This is a genomic window from Fulvivirga marina (assembly GCF_016775155.1).
Taxonomy (GTDB): domain Bacteria; phylum Bacteroidota; class Bacteroidia; order Cytophagales; family Cyclobacteriaceae; genus Fulvivirga; species Fulvivirga marina.
Map to the genome: position 1 here is coordinate 19,963 of NZ_JAEUGD010000002.1, position 26,308 is coordinate 46,270.

The 26,308-nt window shown below is 39.2% G+C and carries 23 protein-coding genes; 12 read left to right on the plus strand and 11 right to left on the minus strand.

Annotated features, from left to right (window positions below; all coding sequences use genetic code 11):
* Positions 1-74: 74 nt before the first annotated feature.
* The 3 genes from JMN32_RS00890 (at position 75) to JMN32_RS00900 (ending at position 3,782) form a co-directional block, all read left to right on the plus strand.
* On the plus strand, positions 75-1,520 hold the full coding sequence (locus JMN32_RS00890; protein WP_202854388.1) for a S1C family serine protease: 1,446 nt from the start codon (positions 75-77) through the stop codon (positions 1,518-1,520).
* 143 nt (positions 1,521-1,663) lie between these two features.
* Positions 1,664-3,211 (plus strand): L-piperidine-6-carboxylate dehydrogenase, encoded by a 1,548-nt coding sequence (gene amaB / locus JMN32_RS00895; RefSeq protein WP_202854389.1) that lies wholly within the window; start codon positions 1,664-1,666, stop codon positions 3,209-3,211.
* A 154-nt stretch (positions 3,212-3,365) separates the two neighbouring features.
* The gene (locus JMN32_RS00900) at positions 3,366-3,782 is read left to right on the plus strand and encodes a response regulator (protein WP_202854390.1); all 417 of its coding nucleotides are present in this window, start codon (positions 3,366-3,368) and stop codon (positions 3,780-3,782) included.
* Between the two features lie 562 nt (positions 3,783-4,344).
* On the opposite strand, the gene JMN32_RS00905 is transcribed toward JMN32_RS00900, so the two are convergent.
* The 4 genes from JMN32_RS00905 to JMN32_RS00920 all read right to left on the minus strand — a co-directional run bounded on the left by JMN32_RS00905 (position 4,345) and on the right by JMN32_RS00920 (position 10,801).
* Positions 4,345-5,793 (minus strand): hypothetical protein, encoded by a 1,449-nt coding sequence (locus JMN32_RS00905; RefSeq protein WP_202854391.1) that lies wholly within the window; start codon positions 5,791-5,793, stop codon positions 4,345-4,347.
* Positions 5,794-6,410: 617 nt separating this feature from the next.
* Positions 6,411-7,052 carry a LolA family protein gene (locus JMN32_RS00910; protein ID WP_238354299.1) on the minus strand — a complete coding sequence of 214 codons (642 nt, stop codon included), beginning with the start codon at positions 7,050-7,052 and terminating at the stop codon, positions 6,411-6,413.
* 44 nt (positions 7,053-7,096) lie between these two features.
* Positions 7,097-9,559, minus strand: a complete 2,463-nt coding sequence (locus JMN32_RS00915) for an FtsK/SpoIIIE family DNA translocase (protein ID WP_202854392.1) — start codon at positions 9,557-9,559, stop codon at positions 7,097-7,099.
* Between the two features lie 195 nt (positions 9,560-9,754).
* The gene (locus JMN32_RS00920) at positions 9,755-10,801 is read right to left on the minus strand and encodes a quinone-dependent dihydroorotate dehydrogenase (protein WP_202854468.1); all 1,047 of its coding nucleotides are present in this window, start codon (positions 10,799-10,801) and stop codon (positions 9,755-9,757) included.
* Between the two features lie 131 nt (positions 10,802-10,932).
* Between JMN32_RS00920 and JMN32_RS00925 the strand changes: the two genes are divergently transcribed.
* The gene (locus JMN32_RS00925; protein ID WP_202854393.1) at positions 10,933-11,079 is read left to right on the plus strand and encodes a hypothetical protein; all 147 of its coding nucleotides are present in this window, start codon (positions 10,933-10,935) and stop codon (positions 11,077-11,079) included.
* 12 nt (positions 11,080-11,091) lie between these two features.
* On the opposite strand, the gene JMN32_RS00930 is transcribed toward JMN32_RS00925, so the two are convergent.
* Both JMN32_RS00930 and xerD read right to left on the minus strand, forming a co-directional pair.
* Positions 11,092-12,147 carry a DUF4407 domain-containing protein gene (locus tag JMN32_RS00930; protein ID WP_202854394.1) on the minus strand — a complete coding sequence of 352 codons (1,056 nt, stop codon included), beginning with the start codon at positions 12,145-12,147 and terminating at the stop codon, positions 11,092-11,094.
* 201 nt (positions 12,148-12,348) lie between these two features.
* Positions 12,349-13,248: a site-specific tyrosine recombinase XerD gene (xerD, locus tag JMN32_RS00935; RefSeq protein WP_202854395.1), complete on the minus strand. Its 900-nt coding sequence runs from the start codon at positions 13,246-13,248 to the stop codon at positions 12,349-12,351.
* A gap of 139 nt (positions 13,249-13,387) precedes the next feature.
* On the opposite strand from xerD, the gene aroQ reads away from it, so the two are divergent.
* The 4 genes from aroQ to rnhA are packed head-to-tail and all read left to right on the plus strand — an operon-like array spanning position 13,388 to position 15,951.
* Positions 13,388-13,822: a type II 3-dehydroquinate dehydratase gene (gene aroQ / locus JMN32_RS00940; protein WP_202854396.1), complete on the plus strand. Its 435-nt coding sequence runs from the start codon at positions 13,388-13,390 to the stop codon at positions 13,820-13,822.
* Complete coding sequence (locus JMN32_RS00945; protein ID WP_202854397.1) at positions 13,815-14,879, plus strand: aminotransferase class V-fold PLP-dependent enzyme; 1,065 nt, start codon at positions 13,815-13,817, stop codon at positions 14,877-14,879. Before aroQ ends, JMN32_RS00945 begins: the two co-directional genes overlap by 8 nt.
* Positions 14,880-14,920: 41 nt before the next feature.
* Complete coding sequence (locus tag JMN32_RS00950; protein ID WP_202854398.1) at positions 14,921-15,490, plus strand: MarC family protein; 570 nt, start codon at positions 14,921-14,923, stop codon at positions 15,488-15,490.
* Entirely contained in the window at positions 15,490-15,951 is a 462-nt protein-coding gene (gene rnhA / locus JMN32_RS00955) for a ribonuclease HI (RefSeq protein WP_202854400.1), read from the plus strand. The genes JMN32_RS00950 and rnhA overlap by 1 nt, the downstream gene beginning before the upstream one ends.
* A 34-nt stretch (positions 15,952-15,985) precedes the next feature.
* Here rnhA and JMN32_RS00960 read toward each other — a convergent pair whose 3' ends face one another.
* On the minus strand, positions 15,986-16,459 hold the full coding sequence (locus JMN32_RS00960) for a DUF456 domain-containing protein (RefSeq protein ID WP_202854401.1): 474 nt from the start codon (positions 16,457-16,459) through the stop codon (positions 15,986-15,988).
* 130 nt (positions 16,460-16,589) lie between these two features.
* Between JMN32_RS00960 and JMN32_RS00965 the strand changes: the two genes are divergently transcribed.
* Entirely contained in the window at positions 16,590-17,021 is a 432-nt protein-coding gene (locus JMN32_RS00965; RefSeq protein WP_202854402.1) for an acyl-CoA thioesterase, read from the plus strand.
* Positions 17,022-17,059: 38 nt separating this feature from the next.
* Positions 17,060-18,106 (plus strand): 23S rRNA (adenine(2503)-C(2))-methyltransferase RlmN, encoded by a 1,047-nt coding sequence (gene rlmN / locus JMN32_RS00970; protein WP_238354300.1) that lies wholly within the window; start codon positions 17,060-17,062, stop codon positions 18,104-18,106.
* A 48-nt stretch (positions 18,107-18,154) separates the two neighbouring features.
* Here rlmN and JMN32_RS00975 read toward each other — a convergent pair whose 3' ends face one another.
* From JMN32_RS00975 to JMN32_RS00990, 4 genes are read right to left on the minus strand one after another with little or no spacing between them, the layout of a single operon-like run.
* Positions 18,155-19,078, minus strand: coding sequence for a rhomboid family intramembrane serine protease (locus JMN32_RS00975; protein ID WP_202854403.1), 924 nt, complete (start codon positions 19,076-19,078; stop codon positions 18,155-18,157).
* Between the two features lie 5 nt (positions 19,079-19,083).
* A complete protein-coding gene (locus JMN32_RS00980) occupies positions 19,084-19,878 on the minus strand; it encodes a rhomboid family intramembrane serine protease (RefSeq protein ID WP_202854404.1) in 795 nt (264 codons plus the stop codon).
* A gap of 2 nt (positions 19,879-19,880) precedes the next feature.
* Entirely contained in the window at positions 19,881-21,719 is a 1,839-nt protein-coding gene (mutL, locus tag JMN32_RS00985) for a DNA mismatch repair endonuclease MutL (protein WP_202854405.1), read from the minus strand.
* A gap of 13 nt (positions 21,720-21,732) precedes the next feature.
* Positions 21,733-22,089, minus strand: coding sequence for a hypothetical protein (locus JMN32_RS00990; RefSeq protein ID WP_202854406.1), 357 nt, complete (start codon positions 22,087-22,089; stop codon positions 21,733-21,735).
* Positions 22,090-22,216: 127 nt separating this feature from the next.
* On the opposite strand from JMN32_RS00990, the gene JMN32_RS00995 reads away from it, so the two are divergent.
* Together JMN32_RS00995 and bshA are read left to right on the plus strand one after the other, a co-directional pair.
* Entirely contained in the window at positions 22,217-25,135 is a 2,919-nt protein-coding gene (locus JMN32_RS00995) for a glycoside hydrolase family 3 N-terminal domain-containing protein (protein WP_202854407.1), read from the plus strand.
* 12 nt (positions 25,136-25,147) lie between these two features.
* Positions 25,148-26,290 (plus strand): N-acetyl-alpha-D-glucosaminyl L-malate synthase BshA, encoded by a 1,143-nt coding sequence (bshA, locus tag JMN32_RS01000; RefSeq protein WP_202854470.1) that lies wholly within the window; start codon positions 25,148-25,150, stop codon positions 26,288-26,290.
* Positions 26,291-26,308: the final 18 nt, after the last annotated feature.

The following is a 26,308-nucleotide window of genomic DNA, read 5'->3' on the forward strand; positions in this document are numbered from 1 at the left end:
AAATGAATTCTTTACATTACAAAACTGAAAGCAGCGGATTATCGTTATTACAAAAACATTTTTAGCAAATACATATGAGTAAGCGACAGTTCTTTTTCGGTATTTTTCTTTCGTCGGTGTTTGGCGCATTGATTTCCAGTGTCATCATATTCACCTACTTATCTGGCAACAATATAAACTACCAATCATACAAATCCATTACAGAACGACAGCAAAGAGTATCTAAAGCAAGCCTGACCTCTGACAGCGCCATTATCGTACCCGAAGGACTCAATTTCATTCATGCAGCTAATAAAGTAGTTCCCGGGGTTGTACATATCAGAGCCCTGTATGCTTCCGGTCAGTACAGTATTAACCCTCTTGAAGGAGTATTCAGAGGCCCATCCCAATCTTCTGGTTCTGGTGTAATTATTTCAGACGATGGCTACTTAGCCACTAATAACCATGTGATCGAAAATGCCAGCCAAATAGAGGTTGTACTTAATGATAACAGGACCTATGCCGCAAAAGTGATTGGCACTGACCCAACTACAGACCTTGCTCTACTAAAAATTAGTGAAACAGGATTGAACTATGTAGAGTACGGAAATTCAGACCATATACTTCCCGGAGAATGGGTGCTTGCAATTGGAAACCCCTTTGATTTGAATTCAACAGTTACCGCTGGCATTGTTAGTGCTAAAGCACGCAATATTGGTATTCTTCGGGATAAGAATAACCTACAGATAGAATCATTTATACAAACTGATGCAGCGGTCAACCCAGGTAACAGTGGCGGTGCATTAGTCAACCTCAACGGAGAATTGATAGGTATAAACACAGCTATTGCTACACCTACCGGAAGCTATTCGGGTTACTCCTTTGCGGTACCCGTAACCCTTGTAAAGAAAGTAATGGACGATCTTCTAGAATATGGAACCGTGCAAAGAGGACTTCTGGGTATCCGAATTGGAGATATGAATTCGGCTATAGCAGATGCTGAAGGTCTTGATGTAGTTAGCGGCGTATTTATTAGCTATGTCAATAAAAACAGTTCAGCAGAAGATGCAGGGTTGCAACCCGGCGATGTTATTACAGCAATAAATGAAACAGAGGTTTCCAATGTCTCCGAGTTACAGGAATTAGTAGCCAGAAACAGGCCAGGAGACAAAATACGGGTAACCTATATTCGAGGCGGCTTAAAAGATAAAGTAGATGCCATCCTGAAAAACACCGAAGGCAGTACTGAATTAGTAGCTGATCGCTATGAGCATGAGTTAGAAGGAGCCATACTGGAAAACCTTAGCATTGAAGAGTTAAGTCAGTATGACCTAAATGGCGGTGTGCGCCTGAAGGCCATCAAAAAAGGTAAATGGAAAGAAGCCGGTTTTGACGAAGACTTCATCATTACTAAAGTTGATAAAGTGGAAGTTGGTGACATTAGGGATCTTAACATGATCATGGAAAACAAAAGTGGTGGAATTCTTATAGAAGGCATCTATCCCAACGGTGAAAAGGGTGTATTTGGAGTCGATTGGTAGTCCAATTCCTTTATTTGCTCAGTATGGAATGCAATAGCAATACCCTCGAATTTTATCATCTCAAACGATTGTTTTTTCGTTGAGGTGGGCTTATCCTTCCCTACATTTCTTTAGCTTTGCAAAGCAAATAATAAAATTAAATCATGAGTAACGATAACTTTGGTATAAGTGAAGCGCTAAAGGCGTTAGAAATTAAAGCAGAAAACTCAGGTTCTTCAACTGGTACGAAGTGGTTGGGTTCAGAAGGTGAACTTATTGAGTCTTATTCTCCCGTAGATGGAAATTTAATAGGAAAAGTTAGCACCACCACAGAAGATCAATATGAAGAAATAATAAAAAAGGCTGAAGAAGCTTTTAAAGCGTGGAGGCTAATGCCTGCACCTAAAAGAGGTGAAGTAGTAAGACAGATAGGTGAAGAGCTTCGCAAACACAAAGAATCACTAGGAAAACTGGTATCCTATGAAATGGGAAAATCATACCAGGAAGGACTTGGTGAAGTTCAAGAAATGATCGATATCTGTGATTTCGCTGTAGGTCTATCTCGTCAACTTCATGGTCTAACTATGCATTCAGAAAGACCAAGCCACCGCATGTATGAGCAGTACCACCCCCTCGGTATCGTTGGTATCATCTCCGCCTTCAACTTTCCCGTAGCAGTATGGTCATGGAACACCATGCTTGCCTGGGTTTGCGGTGATGTTTGCATCTGGAAGCCCTCTGAAAAAACTCCACTGTGTAGCATTGCCTGCCAGAATATCATAGCTAGAGTATTTGAAGCTAATGACGTGCCTGAAGGTGTATCCTGCATTGTAAACGGTGATTATAAAATTGGACAGCTTATTTCTAATGATAAAAGAATACCTTTGGTTTCAGCTACAGGCTCAATAAGGATGGGTAAAAAGGTAGGAGAAGCTGTTGGAGCACGATTAGGCAAGTCTCTTCTCGAATTAGGTGGTAATAATGCTATCATTATAACTGAGAATGCTGACCTGGAAATAGCTATTACCGGAGCACTTTTCGGTGCAGTGGGTACTTGCGGCCAACGTTGTACCTCAACACGTAGGCTTATCATCCATGATAGCATTTACGAAGACGTAAAAAATAAACTAACGAATGCTTACAAGCAACTAAAGATAGGCAACCCTCTGGATGAGAAGAACCATGTAGGCCCTCTTATCGATAAAGATGCCGTTAAAATGTATGAAGAAGCTCTTGAAGCGGTAAAAGCTCAAGGCGGTAGTATATTATTGGAAGGCGGTGTGCTTACAGGAGAAGGGTACGAATCCGGTTGCTATGTAAAACCTGTAATTGCAGAAGCTTCTAACGAATTGCAAATTGTTCAGGAAGAAACTTTTGCACCTATCTTATATCTCATGAAGTATAGCTCTATAGAAGAAGCTATTGATATACAAAACGGTGTTGTCCAGGGACTATCATCAGCTATCATGACTACCAATATGAGAGAGGCAGAAAGATTCCTTTCTCACCAAGGTTCAGATTGTGGTATTGCCAATGTAAATATTGGTACCTCAGGAGCTGAAATTGGTGGTGCTTTTGGTGGTGAAAAAGAAACTGGGGGTGGACGTGAGTCTGGATCAGATGCATGGAAAGTTTACATGAGAAGACAGACTAACACTATCAACTACGGAACAGAACTGCCTCTTGCTCAAGGGATCAAGTTCGATTTCTAATATTTAATTATACTCACCTCATTTCTGATAAATGAGGTGAGTATACCTACTCTCAACGCGACAAGGCTTCCTCCATAGCCTTTTTAAGTGTTCAAAATAATTTTGTAATTACTCGCTTATAGTTTATATTTAGCTTAGATAATCGCTAAAACATATGTCAGACAGCCAAAAGAAATATATTTCTGTAATGTTAATTGATGATAATGAGATAGATAACCTCATTAATCAAAAGATGATTGAAGCCGCAGATATATCAAAGTACATTTATACACATACCGGTGCTAAAAGTGCTATAGAATTTCTTAAAAATATAGAAAAGGTTGAAGAGATATCTGACAAGGTTTTACCGGATGTTATTTTTCTTGACATCGACATGCCGCTGATGGATGGTTTTCAGTTTTTGGATGAATTCGAAAAGCTTTCGGAGAACACAAGAAACAAGTGTAAAATTGTAATGTTAACCTCCTCCATCAATCCTCAAGACGTTAACAAATCAAAAAAGTATAGCTACGTAAAGCAATACATCAACAAGCCTCTTTCTCAGGAAAACCTGGAGAAGCTTAGCATCTAAGGCTCTTATTTTAAACATTTACAGTCCATTGGCTCTAAAAAGATCAATGGACTTTATATTCTAGCTCTTCCAAACAGAAGAAGGGGCTTTAGTATGCAGCTCTAACTCCAACACCTTCCAGTCATTTCCCTAACGAAGCTTCTCATTACTCTATAGAATGTCCCCAAAAGGGGATCACACACCATCAAGGATTAATGAATCAATATTTATTTATAACACGCAGCAAGACGGCCGCCTGGAAGCTACCTCCTAACCTATCCTTAATCCTCTTAACAGCATGAATAATAATGAAAAAACATGACGCAATCAGAAATCGAACCTTTCTGATTTGCACTCTTTTATGAGTTGCTAGTTATATCAAATAAGTATAAAATAGAAGCAAGTGCACTGTTTTGAATTGGAAATATATTAAGTTACTTACAAACGCTGTACACTCTCACTTAGATTAGATAGCCCTATCATAAGGCGAAACAACAGAAGAGATTATTATGCACAAGCCCCTCACCTGCATTTACAGCCCAACCCATAGGCCAGAACAGGGTATCTCAGGCCTAATATGGGCTTACGATTTGGAAGTCAGCCGCTCGACAAACTCTTCATCGAGCTTTAGCATCAAAGTTGGTGAGAAATAACTGGTCTCTACTTTTTTGATCTTAGCCACCATACCCCTGATCTTTTCTGCTTTATTCTTTTTAATATCACTGATAGACACTTTAAGTATCTTCGAAAGCAGCAGAATATGCTCGCAACTCTCCTTACCCAAAAGTCTTATCTGCCTCTGAATACTGTTGATCAATTGATTAAACAGGTCAAAATCATTAAGCAGACAGTACTGAAGGGCTAGCAGGATCTTAATTTCCAACTGCATGTGTGGAAGCTTCTTCAGACTCACTTCATTAAGCAGCGTATTGATCCACTTACTGGCTTCATCATATTTATTAACATAGTAGCACGACAGCGCTCTATACATAGCATAGGTAACATAAGTAGGAACATCCAGCTTATCTATTTCAAAATCATGAAAAAGTCCTTCATTTTCCTCATATATCTCCCTGGTGGTATTCATCCTGATATGACGCTGCATCTTGGTAACCAAGAACTGCGCAGGGTAAGTATAAAGGGTATAACTGGTTAACAGGTTGCTAGCAGCATCGTTGACCTCTTCGTAGTATTTCTCTGCCTTCCTAAATACTTTGTAATGATTATAATACTCAAGCTTTAAAAACTCAAAAACCAGGTTAAGGTGGTAATATATTGAGTCCATCTGATACTGACTGAAAACCTTCTGAACATTATCAAGAATATCCTCTATTGGCTCCAGATCATCATCCATCGTATCTTCCTGATCCACGAACAACCTATGGAAGATAGCCATACAACTATAATATACATACAGGCGATGTGACTCATATAATGCACTTACATTATAAGTCTCCTTGAGCAAAAGTGTGAGCCCTAGCTTATCCGTTTCATCACCAGACAATGTGTAATGTCCATACTTCTTGAAGTATTCTGCAAGCAGATCCTCTGCCTTATCTACAGCAAGCATATAAGCGACATGCCTGTTATAAAGCTGAGAATAATTAAAATAATCCGGTGAGTTAAGGTGTAGTTTCTTTAAAGACTTATAGACAATTGTCAATTCATTTGACAGATCGTAATCCAATAGTTCTTTTTCCAGCTTCTTCAGTGTGGCTATAGCAATGGCTTTCTTCTTCGTAAAAATAATCTCATTGATATTTGCAACTTTCTTCAGAATGTCTGTCCGTGGACTTTCCATTTGCTGAATCAAGTATTCTTCAATTTTCTGATTTAATCTGGAACGAAGGGTGTAGTATGCATTGGTGTTAACATCCAGCTCCTGCATGATTTTGGTATCAGAAAGCTGTCTTTCCCTCATTGCTTTTATAAGATAAGCTGATTTATCCGCGTTACTCTCTAATAATGAATCATGTATTGCTTGAAAATCCCTGTTGGATAATTGCTTGATAATATTTTTCAGCTTAGCCATATACTGTAGTTACTCCGAAGTTTTAAAAATTGATGAAAATTGCTCTTAAAAAGTAAAAGGCCATTGTCAAAGTAGCCTCACGACCGGAAAAGATACTAAATATATCCTATAGATTCACACTAAAGCACAAATTATTTCGCTTCCTAATTGGCGTTCAAGGCACGATTACACATGACAATCAGATAGTTGTGAAATAAATTTATAGAAATTTTAATATAATCAACTTCTTCGATCCAAGGCAGTTTTCATGGTTTTAATTCGTTAATTATCCATTTTTACTGCCTATAAGCATCTGTTAAAGATAAAAACAAAATCTTTATTACAAAAGGAAGTATGCATGAAGAGCGTTCTACTTAAATACCATATTTTCCTCTTTTGTCGTAATCCACCCCACCTTTCGGTATTAACACCAAACTTGGTTTACCTGGACCATAAAAGTAGCAATACCACTACTCTAAAATATTGAGTTAGTCAACCAGACCACGAACATGAAATAGTCAACGCCAACATGACATACTAATGCTCAATTGGATGGCCTGCCCCAGATCGGTTGTCAATATTTAAAATAAAAAAAGCTGCATTTTATGCAGCTTTCGATTTATTTGAAACTTTAGTTCTTATCTCAGGTCTATAATCTCAACACCTGGGTATTTGGTTGCATCAAAGGCAAATGTGCCATCCTTTGGGGATATACTGCCATTAAAGTTCTTAATAGTGTACTTATACTTGTTTCCTGACTTATCAAACATTGTCCAACTCTTCAGGCTATGATCTTTTTTAGCAATGAAGAGTCTGATTTTAAAGAACTGAGCATCTTTATCGTTCGGCACAAGATCTACCACAGATACTGCTATACCGTTATCAGTTTCATTACCTACATATAAATATTTATAACCTTTTTTATAGGCATCATATATTTTAGAGGGTGAAATTTCATCCTCATCCGGGTCATAGGTATCAATATTAACCTCATTTACATCAGGCAGATATGTCCACACAGTAGTACCATTATTGATCACTATCTGATCATCCATTTCAAGTTTATACATTTCACCTTTTACAGTGATTTTTCCTCCAAATTCCTCGTTGATTCCATCAACCTCATTAATGAGTGAAGAAGTAATATCGGCACTATACGCAGGGATTTTTTTATATTTGGCGCTCATCGCATCCAAAATTTCTTTTGCCTGCGGATCATTCTGTGCAAAAGTTACAAGCCCTCCCAGCCAAAACATCATTAAAAAAGTAATCTTTTTCATTCGATTTTTATTTACTCTATTCAAAATATAGTTTGCAAAGTTAGTTAATTCAGTTCACTCAATAATTGTTCCAAACTATATTCGTCAGGAATCAATACTTCTCTTGCCTTGCTTCCCTCAAACGGTCCAACGATACCAGCAGCTTCCAATTGATCTATAAGTCTGCCCGCACGATTATATCCTAATTTCAATTTTCTCTGGATTAATGACGTGCTTCCCTGCTGATGCATAACGATAAGCCTTGCTGCGTCATCGAACAGCGCATCACGCTCCGAAAGGTCGACTTCCCCAACACCTGAACTATCATCATCACCTTCAAATTCAGGCAGCATATAAGCAGACTCATAACCTCTCTGCCCACCTATATACTCACAAATGCTCTCCACCTCATGAGTATCTACAAATGCGCACTGTAAACGGATAATATCAGATCCCTGAGAAAGTAGCATATCTCCTTGCCCGATAAGCTGGTCCGCCCCTCCTGTATCAAGAATTGTTCTTGAATCTATTTTTGATGTAACCCTAAAAGATAATCTTGCAGGGAAGTTGGCCTTTATTATACCTGTAATCACGTTTACTGAAGGTCTCTGTGTCGCCACTACCAAGTGAATACCTATCGCCCTGGCCAGCTGCGCAAGCCTGGCAATAGGGGTCTCAACCTCCTTGCCCGCTGTCATCATCAAATCAGCCAACTCATCAATTACTAAAACAATATAAGGAAGAAAACGGTGTCCTTTTTCAGGGTTCAATTTTCGGCTTAAAAATTTCGCATTATATTCCTTAAGGTTTCTGGCTCCCCCGTCTTTTAATAAGTCGTACCGGTTATCCATCTCTATACATAAAGAGTTTAATGTATGTACCACCTTTTTAGTGTCGGTTATAATAGCTTCCGCACTGTTAGGCAACATAGCCAGAAAATGTCGCTCAATCTTGTTAAAAAGCGTCAGTTCCACTTTTTTAGGATCAACAAGAACAAACTTAAGCTGGGAAGGGTGTTTTTTATACAGCAATGAAGTCAACAACACGTTGAGACCTACAGACTTACCCTGCCCTGTAGCACCTGCCATGAGCAAGTGAGGCATTTTAGCCAGGTCAATAACATGTACTTCATTAGAGATGGTTTTACCTAAAGCAACCGGAAGTTCCTTATCACTTCGCATAAATTTTTCAGTCGAAAGTACGGACTTAATGCCGACCATCTCTCTGTTTTTATTAGGCACTTCGATACCAATAGTTCCCTTGCCTGGAATAGGTGCTATGATCCTGATCCCGAGGGCGGCAAGACTAAGTGCAATATCATCCTCAAGATTTTTGATTTTGGAAATCTTCACGCCGGCCTCCGGCACTATTTCATAGAGTGTAACCGTAGGTCCGATGGTCGCCTTAATACTTGAGATACCAATCTTAAAATTAACCAGCGTTTCAATGATCTTATCTTTGTTTTGCTCAAGCTCCTCTTTCGTAACCTGCACTTTCCCTGAATCAAAGTCATCAAGCAAGTCAATTGTAGGATATTTATATGAGCTTAGATCAAGCGTAGGATCATAGTTTTGTTGAATAGAAGCCTTTTCTTCTTGAGTATCCTGCTCAACGGAAAACAACGGTTCATCAGACGTCTCTTCTTTCTCCGGTATGGTTACATCAAGTTCAAATTCAGGTTTCTTAACCTCTTCTCTAGGTTTCTGTTCTAATACAATCTCTTTTTTCCTGCTATTATTTTCTTTTGGAGCCAATACAACCTCAGGCTCATTCAATGGCCAGTTATCTTTTTCATCTACATACCCTTCCGCACTCCCCTCTTTGCTTTCATCTTCGGACAATGCGCTTTTAGCCTCGGCAACTTCCTTTTCAAAACCTTCCACCCCTTCCTTGACTTTACCTTTGAAATCAAGGATAGTTGTAACATTGAAGAAGTATATAATAAAGGCCAACAGCGAAAAAATTAGTAGAAGAAGTGTTCCCCAGCCAATCAGTCCTTCAAGTATTATCGAAAGTTGATAACCTATGCCTCCGCTAAGGAACCCCCATTCGGAGACGCCTTCTGAACTAAACACAAGGTACCCTAACAGAATACTTAGCCAAAGCGTAAAAAAGAGGCAAAAGGCAAACGTAGAGTATATAGATATGATCTCCTTTTTAAAAACAATTTTATAACCCATTAAAAACAGTAATGGTGGCGTAAAGAAAGCCGCCAGACCAAACCACCTAAAAATAAAATAATGAGATATAAATGCACCATATAGCCCCAGCCAGTTATCAGCCTCACGCCCTGACTGTATAATACCTGTTTCTCCAATAGCCTCAACTACACTCTGATCTGCCTTACCAGTGAACAGGTATGAAATGAACGCTGTAACAAGAAACAATGAGCTAATTAAAAGAAAAAAACCAAATGTAAGCTGAAACCGCTTATCCTTAAAAAAGCCAAAGTTGATCTTCAGCTTCTTCTTGCTCTTCTCCTTTTTGGATTGCTTAAAAGTATTTGATTTATATGTATTCTTGGCCATGTTTTAAAAAAGACAAATCTAACAAAAAAATAGCGCCCCGACCAATGCAAAAAATGTATTCGGAGCACCTGATTTTTAACAACAAAATAGTGCTGAAACTATAGATTATATTATTAAAATTAACAAAATCCGGAATATTTGAACGACCGGATCAAGGAATTATTTGGAACAGACTTCCTTTTGTTTCTCAGCTCATTACTCCTGACGGCTCCCTTGTTTTAACAAAGCTTTACTGATCTTTTTTATGAGTCCCGGACCTTCGTAAATAAATCCTGTATAGACCTGAATAAGGGAAGCCCCTGCCTGCAACTTCTCAATAGCATCATCGGCAGACATAATACCACCGACTGAGATGATAGGAAAGTCATTGCCCAGCCTGCCTCTCAAGAACCTTAAGATCTGAGTGGATCTTTCCCGTAAAGGTCTACCACTTAAACCTCCAGCTCCTATGGCCTCTATTTTTTCCCTTGAAGTGTTGAGGCCTGCCCGCGAAATAGTAGTATTTGTAGCTATCAACCCATCAAGTTGAACATCTTTAACAATGTCCACAATGTCTTGTAGTTGGTTATCAGACAAATCAGGGGCAATTTTCAGCAAAATAGGTTTTCTCTTCTCCTTCTTACTATTCAACTCCATCAACCCGCTCAAAAGCTTTGTAAGTGGCTCTTTGTCCTGAAGCGCTCTAAGATTAGGAGTATTTGGAGAACTCACGTTAACTACAAAATAATCAACTTCCGGAAAAAGCTTTTCAAAGCAATATTGGTAATCATCAAAGGCATGCTCATTTGGTGTGACTTTGTTCTTACCAATATTCCCTCCAATGATTATAGAAGACTTTCTATTTTTCAATCTTTCCAAGGCCTCCTCTACCCCATCATTGTTAAATCCCATCCTGTTTATAATGGCCTGATCATCAGGAAGCCTGAATAGCCGCGGCTTATCATTCCCAGGTTGAGCTTTCGGAGTAACCGTTCCTATCTCAATAAACCCAAAACCAAAGCAATCCAACTCATCAATTAATTTGGCATCCTTATCAAAACCTGCCGCAAGGCCTACCGGGTTCTTAAAAGTGAGCCCAAAATATTGTCTCTCAAGTGATTTATCTTCGTAATTATATAATTTACGCCATAGCGATTTCATACCGGGTACATTACCAGCAGATTTAAGTATATCAAAAGTAAAATGATGGATATTTTCAGGATCAAACCTAAAAAGCACCGGACGTAGAAGAGATTTATACACGATAGATTGACTGATTGAAAAAACTTGCCGCAAAGATATAAGTTTTTATGCTTTAGGTCTATAAAGTACTTTCAACCTTTTGGGCACTAAGAAATTATAAGTACCTTATTAATTAACATATTAGCTATACCATGGCAAAAGATAAAACCAGTAAAAGGAAGAAAATTGCTTCCATCGATAAGTTATCAACGGAAGTCAATAGCAATAGCAGTCCTGTCTGCTTTGCTAATTCAAATGAGATAAGAAATGAGTTTAAGGACTACGGCCATAAAGGCTAAAATATCCCTGTTTTAAGAAAAACGGTTCAAACGTACATCCAACCTATTGATTATATAGTCTTTCTCAGTGGCAGTAAGATCTTTAGCTCTCTCTTTCACCAGTGCATTTACTTCAGCCATCACCTCAACTTGCTGTACATCAAAGCCGTGTTCTTCAATTTTTAGCAAATTATCGTATGGTCCTCGGTTAGAAATAAGTTTAACAAAAATAGGTGCTGTTTCAACCGCAATAAATAAAAGTATAACAAACAGATTAGCCCAATATATTGCTTCACTCTGACTTGTAAGACGATCAAGAGCCTCCATTCGTGCAGCAGGTCCATCAAGAACCTGCCTCTCCATGCCAGACATCTCCCCCTTTAAAGTCTCATCTATTTTTCTCAGTTGATCCAGCTTCTGCTCGATCAAAGCATTATTTCTTTCTTTAAGGTCGCTCAGTTCAGCTTCTACCCTGTCGGCATTTTCCTTCTTTATTTTATATATTGGTCCAGGATTTCTTTTCCCTGTACCTCCGGTACCATCGGCTTCTTGCTGTGCAATTCTCCTGAGTTCATCTCTCTTTTCAGTCTTATTGACTATCTCTGCTTTCAGTACAGCTATTTCATCAGACAGTTGTTCTCCTTCAGCCTCAAACCTGCTTTTCACCTCACCTTCCTGTCGTGAAAACAACTGCTGTTCCATCACTGTCAACTCACTCTTAATTTCATTTTCAAAAATCTTCATCTCCAATGGCTTGGCAATCACCAAAGAAATAAGTAGAGCTAGCAATATTCGCGGTGTAGCCATCAATAATTCCTTCCACCAACGCCCTTCTTTACGCATACTAGACACAATGTATCTATCCAAATTAAAAATCATTAACCCCCAAATCACACCAAAAAGCACCGCCCACCAAACATCATTCATCACCGTATACAAGGCATAACCCCCTGCAAGAGCCGCAAAAATGCCTGTAAAAAATATGGTAGCTCCTATACCCACATATTTAGTAGAATCCGTAGGGCACTTTTTAAGTAATGTGAGGTTAGCCCCGGAGCACCGCCAGAAAAATACTTTGAGTTTTTCCATGAAAACAAAACGCTGTTGAAAGTATATTATTTCGAAGTGATTCAACATATATGCCATAAAGCCAAAACGCCTCTATATGACACAAAACACATTCCAAACAACTTAGAGTGTACTATTCCGAACATTAAAAGTGTACGGTTACGGGCTTAAAACATATCGTAGCGATAACGGAGAAATACTTGATTACAGGAATTCTCTTACTCAACTTCTCGGATGAAATTCCTGTATTACCTGCCTCAGATAATCACGATCCAGATGAGTATATATTTCAGTTGTAGTAATAGATTCATGCCCCAACATTTCCTGAACAGCACGCAAGTCCGCTCCACCTTCAATTAAGTGTGTAGCGAAAGAGTGCCTAAATGTATGAGGACTCACGGTTTTATTCATACCAACCTTCTTTACCAAATTCTTTATAATGGTAAAAACCATGACTCGCGTGAGCTTCTTTCCTCTCCTGTTAAGAAAGGCATAGTTTTCATGCCCTGGGGCTATATTAATATGAACCCTAACCTCTTCTATGTATATATTTAAATACTTCAGAGCATCTCTTCCAACCGGCACAAGCCGTTCTTTATTCCCTTTCCCTATGATCCTTAAAAAACCAATATCGGTATAGATATTTGACAACCTTAGATCTATCAGCTCTGAAACACGCAAGCCTGAGCTATAAAGCACTTCTAACATAGCCCTGTTTCTCTGCCCCTCAGGTGTAGAGTGATCAATGGCCTCAAAAAGTTGCTCTATTTCATGATAACTCAAAGTATCAGGTAATTTCCTTCCCAGCTTTGGTCCTTCTATTAAAGTTGTTGGATCACTATCAATTAGTTCATCAAACATCAGATACTTGTAAAAGGCTTTAATACCAGAAAGCACCCTGGCCTGAGTATGCGCTGACATGCCCAATTCATTGAAGTACTCCAGGAAGTTTTGTAAGTGTGTAGCTCTGATACTTAAGGGACCAACTTCCAAATTGGACAAGTCCACAAACTGTTTTAGCTTTGCGATATCATGAACATAGGCCTCGATGGAATTGTCAGAAAGTGACCTTTCCAGCTTGAGATAGTTCTTAAATTGGTTGATATAGGTGTCCCAGTTCATGATGCAATTTCAACATAAAGGTGCATTATTTTTTTGAAATTGAGCATAAGCTTTATAAATCCTGCTCCTAAATATCAGTAAAAACAGCTTTTGCCTATTTAAAAATTTAGGAGCAAATAGAGTAAGCTAATTATACCCAATGAAAATCATCATTATCAACGGTCCAAACCTCAACTTGTTAGGCAAAAGGGAGCCTGAAGTTTATGGCAATCAAAGCTTTGAGGGATTTTTTAACCAATTAAAGTCAAACTTCAGTGACATCGACATAGAGTATTTTCAATCCAATATAGAAGGGGAGATTGTCGAAAAAATTCAGAAAACAGGCTTTGGATATCAAGGAATTATCCTTAATGCAGGTGCTTATACGCACACCTCAGTAGCTATCTCTGACGCTATAGCCGCGGTGCCTGCCCCCGTCATAGAGGTGCATATCTCAAACATTTATGCTCGAGAAAAGTTTAGGCATAAAAGTATTATCAGCAAGGAATGCATAGGCATGATCTCAGGTCTTGGACTTGAAGGCTATCTGCTGGCGCTGACTTACCTCATTAATAAAAAAAGTAGCAATGATTAGTTTTTATCCCGGACCTTCCCGTGTAGATGAAAATATACCGGAATATGTACGAGAGGCTTATGAGCAAGGAATTTTAAGTCTAAACCACCGAAGCAAAGCTTTTATGCAAATTTGCGAGCGAACCATTGGCTTGCTTAAGTCTAAGCTTCATATTCCTGAAGACTATACCGTGTTCTTTACATCCTCCGCTACTGAATGCTGGGAGATCATTGCTCAATCATTAATAGAGGTTAACAGTTATCATTTTTACAATGGTGCCTTCGGCAAAAAATGGTTTGACTATACCAGAAAATTAAAATATCAGGCTATCGGCTATCAGTTTGACCCTGAACAGGAGTTAAAGATAGGAGAGATGGACCTCTCTTCAGAAACTGGCGTAATATGTATCACCCAAAACGAAACCTCAAATGGCACTCAGGTCAATCTGTCCCGCATTGTGAAGCTAAGAAAAAAATACCCTGATCACCTAATTGCAGTTGATGCCACCTCTTCCATGGCTGGCATGCATTTAGATTTTAGCCAAGCAGATGTTTGGTATTCTTCTGTTCAGAAATGCTTTGGTCTACCTGCCGGACTTGCGGTAATGATATGCTCCCCAACTGCTATTAAACACTCCCGAAAGCTGCAAGAGAACCGTCACTACAACAGTTTCAACTTCATTGTTGAAAATATAGAAAAATTTCAAACCCCATACACACCTAATGTATTAGGCATTTACCTGCTTATGCGTGTTATGGAAAACAGAAAGCCAATAGGTAAAGTAGAAAAAAAGCTTAGAAAAAGGCTTAGAAACTATGAAGCCATTTTTTCTGAAAGTGACCAATTTTCCTTGCTGATATGTAACAAAAACGTAAGATCGGAAACTGTAATCGTTCTGGAAGGAAACCCAGAAAATATTGAGGCTCTTAAAAAGAAGGCAGAAAAAGAAGGTATTACCCTGGGCAACGGATACGGTGAATTAAAAAGCTCAACTTTCAGAATTGCCAACTTCCCCAGTCTGAAAAAAGAAGAGGTGAAAGCCTTACATAAATTTTTAAAAAAGAATATATTACAATAAGTATTACCTGTTCATACATCTATTTATTATAGCTTTGTAACATGTTTAATTTCAAGGATATATTTTCCGTTACACTTATACTTTTCTCAGTGATAGACATTCTGGGATCAGTGCCTTTTGTAATTAACCTTCGTAAAAAGGAGGGTAAAATACATTCTGGTAAAGCCACCATAATCTCAGGCATGCTTATGGTAGCTTTCTTGTTTCTAGGACAGTCAATTCTCAGACTTTTCGGACTTGATGTAGGCTCATTTGCTGTTGCAGGAGCTATTGTCATGTTTATTCTGGCTATGGAAATGATTCTGGGCGTCACATTATTTCGTGATGAAGGTGGTAGCAATGGAGCTGGGTCTATTGTACCGCTTGCCTTCCCGCTTATAGCTGGAGCAGGTACACTCACTACTATTCTATCTCTTAGAGCTGTTTATGAAACACCCAACATTCTGGTTGGAATAATTATCAACCTCATTTTTGTCTTTATCGTATTGAAATCAACCAACTGGTTGGAAAAGAAGCTGGGAAAGTCGGGTTTTGCAATCCTAAGACGTGTTTTTGGCATAATATTGTTGGCTATAGCTGTTAAAATTTTCAAAGAAAACATACTTATTTAATGATCACCATCTACACAGACGGTGCTGCTAAAGGCAACCCCGGACCGGGGGGCTATGGTACTGTGTTAATGGCCAAAGTCGATGGCAAAGCCTATCGTAAAGAGCTGTCAGAAGGATTTAGAAAAACCACCAATAACAGAATGGAGCTATTGGCCGTCATCAAAGGCCTGGAGGCTTTGAAAAAAAACGGGACTACCGTTACCATATACTCCGATTCAAAATACGTAGTAGATGCGGTTGAAAAAGGATGGATATGGGGATGGCAGAAGAAGGGCTTTAAAAACAAAGCCAACGTAGATCTCTGGCAACGGTTTATACCGATATTCAAAAAACATAAAGTTAAGTTTATCTGGGTCAAAGGTCATGCTGGCAATATAGAAAATGAAAGATGTGATGAACTGGCCGTTTGCGCAGCGGAAGGAGCAAACCTTAAAATTGATACAGGATATGAAAACCAGTAGATGCATACCTGCATCACCTAACAACTAAACCTGATCATACCAGAGCAATTACAAAGTAATAAGTCATAACCAGGCAGACGCAAAGCTTTAAGAATGTTCCTAACAAAAAACCAACAAAGGAACCCATAGCCGCTTTGAATGCCTGCTTTGAACTTTTTCCTGCAATCAATTCTCCAATTAGTGCCCCTAGTAGAGGCCCTAATACAAGACCAAATGGAGCAAAAAACAATCCCACGATCAGTCCTATAAATGTCCCCAAAACACCAAACTTACTTCCCCCGAAACGCTTGGTACCATAAGCAGGAATAAAATAATCAATAAGCACCACACCAATGGTAATAACTGTCCATATCAAAAGAAAATTGGTAGTAAATGGAGCTTCTTGCTGAAACTGAAGAAAAAGCATGCCTATTAAACTTAGTGGTGGGCCGGGAAGAACAGGTAAGATAGAGCCAATAATCCCCATCAGCATGAATACTACACCTATAATAATAAAAACTACATCCATTGAACAGATAAATTAACTCAAAAAGATGGTAACATAAAAATCTGTCTTAAGTGAATACTCAAAAATCAAATCAAACCCTTTTGAGTAGTATTATTGCAGGTCTATCTTAGCGACAAAATAAGAAGGTAAAATGGCAAGAATTAAACTCAATTTCCCCAACAAAGTGCAATTCACAACGGAACTAACCATTAGAGTGAATGACTTAAACTATGGGGGGCACGTTGGCAATGACAGTATTTTAACCCTCATGCACGAAGCCCGCTTCCAATTTTTAAGATCGCTGGGTTATAAAGATGAACTAACACTAGGTGGAGACATCGGTATAATTGTGAGTGATGTAGCCATTGTCTATAAGTCTGAGTCATTTTACGGTGATCATATTACCATTGAAGTGGCAATCGATGACTTCAATAAATATGGTTTTGACATGTACTACAGTATTAAAAACAAACAAACAGGCAAAGAGGTGGCTACCGGAAAAACCGGAATTATATGCATAAACTATAGTGAAAGAAAAATTGCCCATGTTCCCAAAGACTTATTAGCTGCCTTACAAGTATAACCCCTTTTGTCAGTCACATTTTACTTATCTTTGCATTTATGATAGAGCAAGTGGAGAAAAGAGATATTCGGCAACTTAGCCTTGAACAGCTAACAGAATACTTTACTCAAATTGGCGACAAAGCTTTTAGGGCCAAGCAAGTATACGAATGGCTATGGAAAAAGTCTGCAAAGGATTTTGACCAGATGACCAACATATCTCTTACAACGAGGGAGAAATTAAAATCAGAGTTCATTATCAATCACATTGCTGTTGACCAGATGCAACGCAGCAATGATGGCACCATAAAAAATGCTGTAAAGCTTTATGACGGCATGATTGTGGAATCGGTATTAATTCCAACAGAAAAACGAATAACCGCATGTATTTCATCGCAGGTAGGGTGTAGCCTTGACTGTAATTTCTGCGCTACGGCCAGGCTAAAGCGCATGCGCAATCTTAATGCGGATGAGATTTATGACCAGGTTGTGGCTATTAAAGATCAAAGTGAGCAGTTCTTTAACAAGCCTCTTACCAATATCGTGTTTATGGGTATGGGTGAGCCCCTTTTGAACTATGCCAATGTGTTAGAGTCAATAGAAAAGATTACCAAGCCTGAAGGGCTGGGCATGTCACCGAAACGAATAACTTTATCAACCGTGGGCATTCCTAAAATGATCAAAAAGCTGGCTGACGAAGAAGTGAAATTCAACCTTGCCGTTTCGTTGCACTCTGCAATCAACGAAACACGTACTGCCGTAATGCCTATCAACGAAAAAAGCCCATTAGAAGAGCTTGGCGATGCTCTCAAATACTGGTACTATAAAACCAAAAGCAAAGTGACTTATGAATATGTGGTATGGAGAGGCATCAACGATAAGGAAAAGGACGTAGACGCGTTAGTAAAGTTTTGCAAAATCATCCCTTCAAAGGTAAACCTGATTGAATATAACCCTATTGATGATGGCGAATTTCAACAGGCCTCGGAAGACTCCCTAAACCTGTACGTAAACAAACTGGAAGCTGCCGGAATTGTAGCCAAGGTTAGAAGAAGTCGTGGAAAAGATATAGATGCCGCCTGTGGACAACTGGCAAATAAGAGTTAACTGATCATCATTACTCGGCAATTAGCTGCCTGTAAATGGTAAAACCACCTACTTCTTACTAGCATTAAAAAGCTTCTGTTTTTCCTCTTTGGTTAGGCTATCATACCCTTTCTCAGAAATCTTATCCAGTATTTCATCTATTTCATCTTGTGATGTTTTAGATGAAGACTGACGTGTTGACGACGAGCTTTGTTTAGACTTTGAAGAAGAGCTTTTCTTATAGCTTACTTTTATATTGGATTGTCTAACAAAAAAACTTTTAACGAAGGTGATTACCCTTATTATCCAACCTCCCCAGTCATTACCTTTCTGAAGTTGCTTGATAAATACAAATCCCATCAATGCCCCGCCCAGGTGAGCAATATTACCTCCGGCATTACTACCAACGGAACCCAAAAATGATAAAACAATATAAAAACCAGCGATATATTTTATTCTAACGGGTCCCAGAAACAATAAGAAGAAAGTGTAATTGGGTACTAATGTAGCTGCTGCCACCGCTACAGCATATACAGCTGCAGAAGCTCCAACCATACCACTCACCAAGTGAGCCTGATTGGCATAAAACGGCACCAAATTATAAACCAGAAGGTAAGCTACCCCTCCGGCAAGCGCTCCCAAAACATATATACTTATTACTTTATCACTGCCCAGATACTCAATTACCAGCTTAGCAAACCAGTAGAATACGAGCATATTAAACAGAATGTGAAATATACCACTCAAGCTATGGGAAAACGCATACGTAATGATGGTCCAGGGCCTGGTAATAAATTCAGATAAAACAGGGGGTATACTGAACTGATTATATACAAACCCAAACACAGACTCAAAGCCCAATACCGACGAAAACACATTAAATATTGCCAAGAACAAGAATACAACAACATTGATAATAATCAGTTGTGTATGTGCACTGTTTGGCCTACTAAAGGCATTCTTAAAATCATTTAAAAATCCACCACCATTCATAACTACTAATAAAATTTATCGCGGCTTTGCTGCCAGATCTTAATCATAATAAAGGCGAATATCATACCTCCCAAGTGAGCAAAATGTGCTACGTTATCACCACTTCCTCTGTTCAAACCCGAATATAATGCTATCCCCCCTAAAATCAATACGAGATATTTGGCTTTAATAGGGACCGGAGGTATCAGTAGCATAAGCTGAGTATTTGGAAAAAGCAACCCAAAAGCCATCAATATTCCATAGATAGCACCAGATGCCCCTAACATACTACTTCCTTTGAGCAGGCTCTGGTATGTACCCTTAACAATTTCTTTACTTTGATTTATGTAGTATGGGTCTTCAGGGTTCTTAGAATAATCATTGGCAAAATCATAGACCTTGCTATTAAAGTACCTCCCATGCTCATCCGCAAATTTTGAGAAATGATCTGGTGTTGGTTCTATAATATAAGCAGTAACATCGCTTTCCAATTGACTGGTTCTCCAATATTCTATACCACTATATAGCACCCCTGCTCCAATACCTGTGACAATATAAAAAATTAAAAACTTTTTAGGTCCCCAAAATTGCTCTAACAACGGCCCCAAAAAGACCAATCCGAGCATATTAAATAATATATGCCCAAACCCTCCATGCGCAAACATGTAGGTAAAATATTGATACGGCTTAAAGTTATCAGATTCAATAATCCATAGGGATATAAGGCCGGTAAAATCCATTCCCTGCAACGTATATTGCAGTATAAACACCACAATATTAATGATCAGAAGATTTTTAACAACCGGAGTCAATCTTAACATAGTTACTTATTAAAAAAGTTGTCTATTTTATTCAGTTCTAAAATATAAAAAGTCATCTGACCATTAGGAGCATAATTAGGGCTATCGCAAGCAAAGAGTTGATCAATCAAACCTGACATCTCTTCCTCACTTAATCTCACCCCATTTTTTAAGGCCGTGCGTTTTGCTAAAGCTCTTGCAAGATTCTCCTTTCGAGGGATAGATAATTCTGATTTATTTCTCTTAAACTGCTCTATAAGCCCTTCAAATATTTCCTTTTCATTAGCCGCACCTATTTCAGCTGGCAGACCTTTTATAATAATATCATTTTTACCAAAAGGTTCTACAAGAAAGCCTAATGCTCTCAGTTCCTCTTCCATTTCCATTACGAGTGAGTGGTCTCCAGGGTTTAGTGAAATTGTCTGAGGAAATAAAGTTTGTTGCGAGGCCCCCTTACTACTTTTCAGGCAGCCCATGTATTTTTCAAAGAGAATGCGCTCATGTGCAGCTTGCTGATCAACGATCATCATACCAGATTTCACTTGGGTGATAATATACCTTTGATGTAGCTGAAAAATTGATTTTTTATGCTCCACCGCCATAATCTCACTCTCGCTACCTGTATTGAGATTGCTTTCAAAAGTCAGGGTCATACTACCCTCAGGTTCCTCACGTTCTATCTCTTGAGGGAGACTGCCTTTTCCGGGATGCTCATTAAACAATTTTTCCCAATGCTCCTGATTTGATTTTTGCAAATTGCTGCTACCTGAACTACGAAACTGACCATAATTCTTATCTTTTATTGTTTCTCTACTAAAGTCCATCTTCGAACCCAGATTGATATCCGCAGAAAAATCAAGGGCCGGAGTGATATTATGTGTAGCTAAGGCCTGCCTTGCAGCGGCTCTTACAATAGCATATACAGTACGCTCATCGTCAAACTTAATTTCTGTCTTGGTCGGATGCACATTAACATCTACATGAACAGGGTCTATATCTATAAAAAGCACATAAAAAGGGTAGCTTCCCTCAGGCAGTAACCCTTCAAAGGCATTCATAACAGCATGGTTAAGGTAGTTACTCCTTACAAACCGCTTATTCACAAAAAAGAACTGCTCCCCACGAGTTTTTTTAGCAAACTCAGGCTTACCTATATAACCGAGGATAGATATTTCAGCAGTCTCTTCCTGACACGAAGCAAGCTGCTCCTTATAGTTCTTTCCAAAGAGGTTAACAATCCGCTGGCTGAGTTTTCCGGCTGGTAAATTGTAAGTCTCCAGATCATTCTGATAGAGAGAAAAACCAACCTCAGGATTGGCAAGAGCAACCCTCTGAAACTCTTCAGTGATATGCTTCATTTCAACACCGTTGGATTTCAGGAAATTCCTACGTGCTGGCACATTATAAAACAGATTCTTTATAGAAATTGATGTACCTGGTTCGCACGCAACCGGCTCCTGCTTCTTAAGTTCAGACCCTTCAATATAAAGTAAAGTACCTAATTCTGATTGAGGCTGACGGGTCCTCACCTCCATTTGCGAGACGGCAGCCATAGATGCCAGCGCCTCCCCACGGAAACCCATCGTTCTGATCGAAAAAAGGTCTTCGGTCTTGCTTATTTTTGAAGTAGCATGGCGCTCCAAACTCATCCGTGCATCGGTCTCGGACATTCCCTTGCCATTATCCATAACCTGCATCAGGGTTTTGCCTGCTTCTTTAATAATTACTTTTATATCAGTAGCACCCGCATCAATAGAATTTTCCAGAAGCTCCTTGATGGCAGACGCCGGACGTTGTACTACCTCACCCGCTGCGATCTGGTTTGCTAAGGAATCAGGAAGTAAACGGATAATATCTGGCATGTACGGCTTTGGCTTATATGATGTGTTTTACTTTAAGATACAATAATACGGAAGAAACAAGAAGAAAGATATACAATGCAAGATTTCCGAAATACAAATACCCGGCACCTCCACCTACAAGGAGCATAACAATTACGGCTTGTGTCATTCCTACAGTACTTTTTGTCTTACTTCTACCGTGCCTGAAGGAACCGACAATTCTCGAACTTGAAATATTTTCATCCCAAACATCATCCCCCTCACCTATCGTAAGTTCTTTTTTGATCCTTGATGTTCTCTGCTCAATCTCTTCTTTTACAGGATCATAGTACCTTGGTGTAATATTAAATCTTTGATTTCTAGGTGTCTTAAAAAGCGAGGGAATTTTCATATCGATATTTTATTTTAAACCATAACCCGTAATTACAGAATGGACACACGATTGTGGTTTATTTTTTTATCTTAGTAGGGCACAAAATTAATTTTTTATTCGTTGGTATCATAAAGGTAACGGCTGCATGATTAAAAAAGTTTTTAGCGCCACTTTATTCATTTTTTCAACTTTAACATACTCATTTTCACAAAACCAGGAGCAAGAACGGTGGGTGGATAGTGTGTTTAATGCTTTGAACCTGGAACAGCAGATCGGACAACTGTTCATGATACCGGTATATTCCGGAGGCAATGAAAAACACTTTCAGGTTGTTGAGCGGCTAGTCGAAAAAAATCATATCGGGGGACTCATTTTCATGCAGGGCAGTCCGACCCGACAGATAAATCTTACCAATAGGTTTCAGACCTCTTCTACTGTACCCCTGTTAATTGCTATGGATATGGAGTGGGGAACTGGTATGCAGCTGGATAGCACAATTCATTTTCCCAAGCAACTGGCACTAGGCGCTATTGAAAATGATAGTCTGATATACGCCATGGGGGCCGAGATAGCCCGAGAAATGAAAATACTTGGGGTACATATGAATTTTGCCCCTGTTGCTGACATTAATACTAACCCCGAAAACCCAGTCATTGGAGTGCGGTCTTTCGGAAGCAATAAACAGCATGTATCAAATAAAGCCATAGCATACATGAGAGGCCTCCAGGAAAATGGTGTATTATCATGCGCCAAGCACTTCCCTGGACATGGAGATACCCGGCAGGACTCACACTTGGCACTCCCTCGAATTGACCATAACAAAAAAAGACTGGACACTCTGGAGCTATACCCGTTTAAAAAACTTATTTACGCAGGTTCCTCAGCTATCATGGCTACCCACATTCACGTAACTGCCATTGATGGGAAGAAAAATATTCCTGCATCTTTATCACCAAAAGTGATAAATGACATCCTAAGAGAGGAATTAAAATATGACGGCCTTGTCATAACGGATGCACTCAACATAAGAGCTATTACTGATCACTATAAAAACGGAGAAGCAGAATTATTAGCATTACAAGCTGGCAATGATATTTTAATATACTCCGAAAATGTCCCGGAAGCCATAGCACTGATAAAAAAGAACTTATCAAAAAAGAAACTCTCAAAATCACAATTTGAAGCAAGCGTAAAACGGGTACTGCGAGCAAAGTTCAAAGCAGGTTTAAACAAATGGGATCGGCTGAACACTGAGAACATCAAACTCAAATTAAACAAACCCGACATCGAGCTACTCAAACATGAATTGATTGAAAAATCAATAACCGTTGTCAATAATACTGATAGCTTATTACCTGTACGTACGCTGGATAATAAAACTTTCGCTTCCCTTAGCATTGGTCCATCCGGAGAATTCCCCAAATACCTTGACAAATACACCTTTTTCAGTCACTATAAAAAGGGGGGAAAGGAAAAGGACAACGACATACTTTACAAACAGTTGAGAAACTACGATGTAGTAGTAGTCGGGCTATTCGATCTCGACAAGAGTCAGGGCATTAATGGCGTAACTCAGGAAATGCTTCATCTTTTCGACAAACTCAATGATGAAACCGAACTGATATTTTGCTTGTTTGACAGCCCCTATAGCCTTAAAGCTCTTGACAATTACGACCACCTTATTTGCACTTTTGACAACAATGAACAACTTCAGAAGCTTATACCCTCAGCCATTTTCGGAGGGATATCTACCAGTGGCCGTATGCCTGTAAATATTTCAAAGGCCATTAAGTTCGGACAAGGAGTTGACACACAACCTTTAAACAGGCTTTCTTTTTCAACCCCTGAAAGTGTATCCATGGACAGCCAGGTACTACAAAAAATAGACGATATTGCACACGAAGCCATTCAGGACAGGGCCACACCAGGTTGCCAAGTACTTGTAGCCAGAAATGGGAAAATAGTATTCGAAAAATCTTATGGTTACTACACCTATGACAGCTTAAAAGCTGTTGACGATTACACCATTTACGACATTGCTTCTATCACCAAGGTGCTCTCAACTATGCAAGCCTTAATGTTTTTGGAGGAAAGAGGCCTTATAGATTTGGATAAAAAAATATCCGTATACCTCCCTGAGTTAAGAGGCACCAACAAAGAGCATATGATCATCAGGGATATTCTCACTCATCAGGCTGGCCTATGGCCTTACCTTCCCTTCTGGAAAAGAACTTTAGAAGCCTCATTTCTTACCAATGGGCTTTACAAAGCATACCCGGAGAATGGCTTTGAATATCAGGTTTCAGAAGGTTTGTTCACCACGGAAGCAATGCAGGATAGTGTATGGAGATGGGTTAAGCAATCAAAATTGAGAGATAAAGTAGCTAAAAAGCCCTTTGATTATAAGTATAGTGACATGGGCTACTATCTACTCAAAAAGATGATCGAGGAGATAATTAACCAACCCATTGATGAATTTTTGCAACAAAACTACTATGACCCAATGGGGTTAACCTCCTTAGGCTATTTGCCTTTATGTCACTTCCCTCTTTCTCGTATTGCCCCAACTGAAAAAGATGAATACTTCAGAAACACCCTCGTTTATGGCATGGTACATGACCAGGGGGCTGCCCTCTGTGGTGGGATAGCAGGCCATGCCGGTCTGTTTAGTAGCGCTTTGGATCTGGCAAAAATGATGCAGATGCACCTACAGGACGGAACCTATGGAAATGTAAAATTTTTCCAACCAGGAACTATAGGAAGATTTACGCAACAGCAATATGAAACTAACCGCAGAGGAATAGGGTGGGACAAGCCTGCGGTAGGAGAATGGAATGGCCCCACATCTGAATTCGCCTCTCCTAAAACATTTGGGCATACAGGTTTTACAGGCACAGCAGTTTGGGCTGATCCTGAATTTAACCTGATATATGTATTCTTGTCTAATAGAATTCACCCAAACGCAAATAATTCCAAACTAATCAAAAACAATATTCGTACAAGGATACAGGATGTGATTTATGAGTCAATATGGAGCTACGAGCAGCGATTCGACTCATATTAAACCGATAAAATGATGAAAATAGGAATAGTGTGCTACCCAACTTTCGGGGGTAGCGGTGTGGTAGCCACCGAACTGGGAAAAGCCTTGGCCAAAGCGGATCATAAAATCCACTTCATTACATATTCTCAGCCTACAAGACTTGATTTTTTTAATGAAAACCTTTTTTACCACGAAGTAGATATACGTTCGTATCCACTTTTTGAATACCCACCTTACGAACTGGCTCTGGCCAGTAAAATGGTGGATGTTGTGAAGTATGAAAAGCTGGATTTGCTGCATGTGCATTATGCAATACCTCATGCTTCAGCGGCCTATATGGCTAAACAAATATTAAAAACAGAAGGAATAAATATACCCATAGTAACAACACTGCACGGCACAGACATTACCCTGGTAGGCAAAGATCCTTCTTACGCCCCCGTAGTAACCTTCAGCATCAATGAGTCGGATGGAGTAACTGCCGTTTCTGACGACCTGAAAAAAGACACCTACCAACACTTCAAGATACTTAAAGATATAGCTGTTATCCCTAACTTTATTGATCTGGAGCGCTTCAAAAAACAGAAGAAAGAACACTTCAAAAAAGCTATATGCCCTAACAATGAAAAGTTGATTGTACACACCTCCAACTTCCGTAAAGTGAAGAGAGTGGATGATGTGGTCAGAATATTTAACAAAATGAGACAGCATGTTCCTGCGAAACTTCTGCTGGTGGGTGATGGGCCGGAACGAAGTAATATCGAGGCCCTATGCCGTGAACTTGGTACATGTGATGACATCAGGTTCTTAGGTAAGCTAGAGGCAGTGGAAGAAGTACTGTCGGTTGCCGACCTGTTTATCATGCCTTCCGAAAAAGAAAGCTTTGGCCTTGCGGCTCTTGAGGCCATGGCTTGTGAAGTCCCTGTAATTTCAACCAATGCAGGTGGTTTACCAGAACTGAACATAAATGGAAAAACAGGGTTTCTTAGTAAGGTAGGTGATATTGATGATATGACAAAAAATGCTCTACATATTTTAAACGATAGTAATTTACATACCTTTAAGCACAATGCACTTGCAAGAGCTAAAGAGTTTGATATAACGAATATTATGCCTATGTACGAAGATTTTTATCGTGATATTCTCAAAGCACAAAAAGAACCGCAGACCATATGAGATTACAGACTACGTTAC

What these genes read in the sequence shown, in the direction of transcription:
- JMN32_RS00890 (WP_202854388.1), top strand. Translation starts at nt 75, where the DNA reads ATGAGTAAGCGACAGTTCTTTTTCGGTATTTTTCTTTCGTCGGTGTTT.
- amaB (WP_202854389.1), top strand. Translation starts at nt 1,664, where the DNA reads ATGAGTAACGATAACTTTGGTATAAGTGAAGCGCTAAAGGCGTTAGAA.
- JMN32_RS00900 (WP_202854390.1), top strand. Translation starts at nt 3,366, where the DNA reads ATGTCAGACAGCCAAAAGAAATATATTTCTGTAATGTTAATTGATGAT.
- JMN32_RS00905 (WP_202854391.1), bottom strand. Translation starts at nt 5,793, where the DNA reads ATGGCTAAGCTGAAAAATATTATCAAGCAATTATCCAACAGGGATTTT.
- JMN32_RS00910 (WP_238354299.1), bottom strand. Translation starts at nt 7,052, where the DNA reads ATGAAAAAGATTACTTTTTTAATGATGTTTTGGCTGGGAGGGCTTGTA.
- JMN32_RS00915 (WP_202854392.1), bottom strand. Translation starts at nt 9,559, where the DNA reads ATGGCCAAGAATACATATAAATCAAATACTTTTAAGCAATCCAAAAAG.
- JMN32_RS00925 (WP_202854393.1), top strand. Translation starts at nt 10,933, where the DNA reads ATGGCAAAAGATAAAACCAGTAAAAGGAAGAAAATTGCTTCCATCGAT.
- JMN32_RS00930 (WP_202854394.1), bottom strand. Translation starts at nt 12,147, where the DNA reads ATGGAAAAACTCAAAGTATTTTTCTGGCGGTGCTCCGGGGCTAACCTC.
- xerD (WP_202854395.1), bottom strand. Translation starts at nt 13,248, where the DNA reads ATGAACTGGGACACCTATATCAACCAATTTAAGAACTATCTCAAGCTG.
- aroQ (WP_202854396.1), top strand. Translation starts at nt 13,388, where the DNA reads ATGAAAATCATCATTATCAACGGTCCAAACCTCAACTTGTTAGGCAAA.
- JMN32_RS00945 (WP_202854397.1), top strand. Translation starts at nt 13,815, where the DNA reads ATGATTAGTTTTTATCCCGGACCTTCCCGTGTAGATGAAAATATACCG.
- JMN32_RS00950 (WP_202854398.1), top strand. Translation starts at nt 14,921, where the DNA reads ATGTTTAATTTCAAGGATATATTTTCCGTTACACTTATACTTTTCTCA.
- rnhA (WP_202854400.1), top strand. Translation starts at nt 15,490, where the DNA reads ATGATCACCATCTACACAGACGGTGCTGCTAAAGGCAACCCCGGACCG.
- JMN32_RS00960 (WP_202854401.1), bottom strand. Translation starts at nt 16,459, where the DNA reads ATGGATGTAGTTTTTATTATTATAGGTGTAGTATTCATGCTGATGGGG.
- JMN32_RS00965 (WP_202854402.1), top strand. Translation starts at nt 16,590, where the DNA reads ATGGCAAGAATTAAACTCAATTTCCCCAACAAAGTGCAATTCACAACG.
- rlmN (WP_238354300.1), top strand. Translation starts at nt 17,060, where the DNA reads ATGATAGAGCAAGTGGAGAAAAGAGATATTCGGCAACTTAGCCTTGAA.
- JMN32_RS00975 (WP_202854403.1), bottom strand. Translation starts at nt 19,078, where the DNA reads ATGAATGGTGGTGGATTTTTAAATGATTTTAAGAATGCCTTTAGTAGG.
- JMN32_RS00980 (WP_202854404.1), bottom strand. Translation starts at nt 19,878, where the DNA reads ATGTTAAGATTGACTCCGGTTGTTAAAAATCTTCTGATCATTAATATT.
- mutL (WP_202854405.1), bottom strand. Translation starts at nt 21,719, where the DNA reads ATGCCAGATATTATCCGTTTACTTCCTGATTCCTTAGCAAACCAGATC.
- JMN32_RS00990 (WP_202854406.1), bottom strand. Translation starts at nt 22,089, where the DNA reads ATGAAAATTCCCTCGCTTTTTAAGACACCTAGAAATCAAAGATTTAAT.
- JMN32_RS00995 (WP_202854407.1), top strand. Translation starts at nt 22,217, where the DNA reads ATGATTAAAAAAGTTTTTAGCGCCACTTTATTCATTTTTTCAACTTTA.
- bshA (WP_202854470.1), top strand. Translation starts at nt 25,148, where the DNA reads ATGAAAATAGGAATAGTGTGCTACCCAACTTTCGGGGGTAGCGGTGTG.